This is a genomic window from Thermohalobaculum sp., from assembly GCF_058622915.1.
The window spans coordinates 1-2,845 of sequence record NZ_JBZSYN010000035.1 but is presented as its reverse complement, the minus strand read 5'-3'; the positions used below and the strand labels follow the sequence as shown (position 1 = coordinate 2,845).

The window sequence follows — 2,845 nt, the reverse complement described above, 5'->3', positions numbered from 1 at the left end:
CTCGAGATCGGTGCAGTCCTGCATGTAGCCGCGCTCGAGCATCACGCGCAGGAACTCGGCTTTCGGCTGGTAGGTCATGGCCTGCTCTCGTATGGTCCGGCGCGGGTTCTATAGCCGATATGGCGGCGAAGGAAAGGGCATGGTCGAGCGGGGCAGGCCGGTCTGGGCGCTGGGGCTGATGAGCGGCACCTCGATGGACGGGGTGGACGCGGCGCTGGTGCTGACCGACGGCGAGGAGATCGCTGCCTTCGGCGACAGCCTGTTCCTGGCCTACGACGCCCGCTACCGCGCCGAGATGGCGGCGGCCAACCGCGCCGCGCCCGTCACGCCGACGGCGGCGTTGCGCGACCCGCCTCGCTGGCCGCCGGAGCTGACGCGGCTGGCCGAAAGCGCGGTTGCCCTGCATCTCGAGGCCATTCTTAGGCTCGGCGGCTCGCCCGCGGTGATCGGCTTCCACGGCCAGACCGTGGCGCACCGTCCGGCCGAGGGCTTTACGCTGCAACTGGGCGACGGCGCGGCGGTGGCGGCCGGGGCGGGGGTGCCCACGGTGTGGGACTTCCGCTCGGCCGACATGGCGGCGAGCGGCGAGGGCGCCCCGCTCGCCCCCTTTTTCCACCACGCGCTGGCGCGCCGGGCCGGGCTGGCCGGGCCGGTGGCCTTCCTCAATCTCGGCGGCGTCGCCAACGTCACCTGGATCGACCCGGCCGCCGAGGCGCCCGAGGCCCCCGGCGCGCTGCTTGCCTTCGATACCGGGCCGGCCAATGCGCTAATCGATGACTTCATGGGCCAGCGCACGGGCCAGGGCTACGACGCCGAGGGCGCGACGGCGGCGCGTGGCTGTGCGGCGCCGCAGGTGCTGGCGCGCCTCCCCGCCTTCCCGCACCTTTCAAGAAAACCTCCGAAGTCACTGGACAGAAACGATTTCCTGCCCGTCCTGGACGCCGTGTCCGGGCTGCCCACCGAGGACGGCGCGGCGACCCTGACCGCGTTTACCGTCGAGTGCGTCGCGGCCGGCCTCGCCCACATGCCCGAGCCCCCCGGGCGCTGGCTCGCCTGTGGCGGGGGGCGAAAGAACCGGACGCTGATGGCGCTTCTCGCCCGGCGGCTCGGCGCGCCGGTGGAGCCGGTCGAGACGCTCGGCCTCGACGGCGACATGCTGGAAGCGCAGGCTTTCGCCTATCTCGCGGTCAGGGTGCTCAGGGGCCTGCCGACCTCGGCGCCCGGGACCACGGGCTGCCGGGCGCCGGTCTGCGGCGGGCGGGTCAGCCGGGCGTGAGCCGCCGCCATATCTGGCCCAGCCGCGTGTTGCGACGCGATGTGCGGCAGCGATGCCTCGACAGAGCCACGGGACGGGCGGCTATCCGTCCTGCACCATCCGGGCCCTGACATAATCCTTCACCAGCTCGACCAGTTCCTCGACGTTCTTCTCGAAGAAGTGGTTGGCCTCGGTCACCACCGTGTGGTCGATGGTGATGCCGCGCTGCGCCTTCAACTTGTTGGCGAGCTTCTCCACCTCGTCGGGCGGCACGATCCGGTCGGCCGCGCCGCTGACGATCAGCCCCGAGGACGGGCAGGGGGCGAGGAACGAGAAGTCGTACATGTTGGCCGGCGGCGAGACCGAGACGAAGCCGCCGATTTCCGGCCGGCGCATCAGCAGCTGCATGCCGATCCAGGCACCGAACGAAAACCCCGCCACCCAGCAGCCGCGCGCGTTCTGGTTCAGCGTCTGCAGGTAGTCCAGTGCGGCTGCGGCGTCGGAAAGCTCGCCCACGCCCTGGTCGAACTCGCCCTGGCTGCGCCCCACGCCGCGGAAGTTGAATCGCATGGCGGTAAAGCCCAGGTCGCGGAAGGCATAGTGCAGGGCGTAGGTGACGGGATTGTTCATCGTCCCGCCGTATTTCGGGTGCGGGTGCAGGATCAGCGCGATCGGCGCGTCGCGCGTGGCGCTTGGGTGATAACGGCCTTCCAGCCGGCCTTCGGGCCCCGGGAAGATCACCTCTGGCATGGAACCCTTCCGCTTGCCGGAGCGGGACCGCCCCGATTGCTTGACATGTTCAGTCGGGTATCCTAGACCTTTTCTAAATCCAAGTCCGGACGCCCCGCCGCGTAGGTGTTGTCGACGTAATGCGCGTGCGCGGCGAGGTCAATACGCGCGCCGCGCCCGTCCGGCCCAGCGGAGAGCAGGCGATGAAACTCAGCACCAAGGGCCGCTACGCTGTCACCGCGCTGGCCGACATCGCGCTCAACGGCGGCATGCGGCCGGTGACGCTGGCCGAGATCGCCGAGCGCCAGGACATCTCGGTGGCCTATCTCGAGCAGCTCTTCGTGCGACTGCGCCGCGCCGGTCTGGTCGAGTCGGTGCGCGGGCCGGGTGGCGGCTACAAGCTGGCCCACCCAGCCGGAGAGCTGCGCATCTGCGACGTGATGACGGCGGTGGACGAGCGGCTCGACGCCATGGGCTGCCACGGCAACTGGATGGGGGGCGAGGGCTGCGGCAAGTCGCGCGAGGCCTGCCTGACCCACAACCTGTGGGAGCAGCTCTCGGCGCATGTCCATGTGTTTCTCAGCCGGACCAGCATCGCCGACGTGATTGCCGACCGCATGGTGCCCTGCCCGGCGGTACCGGACTTCTCCGAGCTTCTCGAGGAAGAGGAGGCGCGGGCGTGAACGCTGCGCGCACATACCTCGACTGGAACGCCACCGCGCCTTTGAGGCCCGAGGCGCGCGCCGCGATGCTTGCCGCCATGGACGCAGTGGGCAATCCCTCCAGCGTTCATGCCGAGGGGCGCGCCGCGCGGGCCATCGTCGAGCGTGCCCGGGTGCAGGTGGCCGGCCTCGCTGGCTG

The 2,845-nt window shown here is 70.5% G+C and carries 3 protein-coding genes and 1 pseudogene; 3 read left to right on the top strand and 1 reads right to left on the bottom strand.

Features of this window, described 5'->3' with window-relative positions:
- The first annotated feature begins 139 nt into the window (after positions 1–139).
- Positions 140–1,276 (top strand): anhydro-N-acetylmuramic acid kinase, encoded by a 1,137-nt coding sequence (locus tag AC32QD_RS03210; RefSeq protein ID WP_492009039.1) that lies wholly within the window; start codon positions 140–142, stop codon positions 1,274–1,276.
- An 81-nt stretch (positions 1,277–1,357) separates the two neighbouring features.
- Here the strand turns inward: AC32QD_RS03210 and AC32QD_RS03205 are convergent, their stop codons facing one another.
- Complete coding sequence (locus AC32QD_RS03205) at positions 1,358–2,005, bottom strand: alpha/beta hydrolase (RefSeq protein ID WP_492009038.1); 648 nt, start codon at positions 2,003–2,005, stop codon at positions 1,358–1,360.
- A gap of 182 nt (positions 2,006–2,187) precedes the next feature.
- On the opposite strand from AC32QD_RS03205, the gene AC32QD_RS03200 reads away from it, so the two are divergent.
- Complete coding sequence (locus tag AC32QD_RS03200) at positions 2,188–2,667, top strand: Rrf2 family transcriptional regulator (protein WP_492009037.1); 480 nt, start codon at positions 2,188–2,190, stop codon at positions 2,665–2,667.
- Positions 2,664–2,845: pseudogene (locus tag AC32QD_RS03195) on the top strand (aminotransferase); the annotation flags it as partial. The gene AC32QD_RS03200 and the pseudogene AC32QD_RS03195, both read left to right, overlap by 4 nt.

Bases quoted from the DNA above. Each gene is read 5' to 3' on its own strand.
- AC32QD_RS03210 (WP_492009039.1), top strand. From the start codon at position 140: ATGGTCGAGCGGGGCAGGCCGGTCTGGGCGCTGGGGCTGATGAGCGGC.
- AC32QD_RS03205 (WP_492009038.1), bottom strand. From the start codon at position 2,005: ATGCCAGAGGTGATCTTCCCGGGGCCCGAAGGCCGGCTGGAAGGCCGT.
- AC32QD_RS03200 (WP_492009037.1), top strand. From the start codon at position 2,188: ATGAAACTCAGCACCAAGGGCCGCTACGCTGTCACCGCGCTGGCCGAC.